This window comes from Mesorhizobium sp. M7A.F.Ca.CA.004.04.2.1, assembly GCF_004022825.1.
Taxonomy (GTDB): Bacteria; Pseudomonadota; Alphaproteobacteria; order Rhizobiales; family Rhizobiaceae; genus Mesorhizobium.
Genome location: NZ_RZPH01001824.1, coordinates 1 through 413 on the forward strand (window position 1 = coordinate 1; position 413 = coordinate 413).

At 57.6% G+C, this 413-nt stretch carries 1 protein-coding gene; it reads left to right on the forward strand.

Features of this window, described 5'->3' with window-relative positions:
• The coding region (locus EN893_RS37770; protein ID WP_206640291.1) for a nicotinate-nucleotide--dimethylbenzimidazole phosphoribosyltransferase at window positions 1–153 on the forward strand (153 nt) is incomplete at its 5' end.
• Window positions 154–413: the final 260 nt, after the last annotated feature.

A 413-nucleotide genomic window follows, 5' to 3' on the forward strand; every position in this document is an offset into this window, starting at 1 on the left:
CTCGAAGCCCTCGGCCTGCCGCCGCTGCTCGATCTCGGCATGCGGCTCGGCGAAGGCTCCGGCGCCTGCCTCGCCGTCAACATCGTCCGCTCGGCGCTGGAGTGCCATGCCCGCATGGCGAGTTTTGCCGAGGCTGGCGTTTCGGAGAAGTAGTTATCCATTCCCCGTATCGGCCGTCATCGTCACGACAAAAGAAGCATCTTCCGGCAACGGCGATTCTCAAATAGATTCTGCCTATGAAAAAACTTCATCCCGTCGCAGCTGCAGTGTCTATCGCCGTGGCGGTTGCTGTTTTGCTCCGTCACAGCAGCTATTCAAGTCATGGCCCGATCGATACCGGCATTTTTGTTTTCTTCCTGGTCTTCTTCTGGTGGCTCATCAGCGATTTCTCCGGGGGGAAAGACGGAATTTGC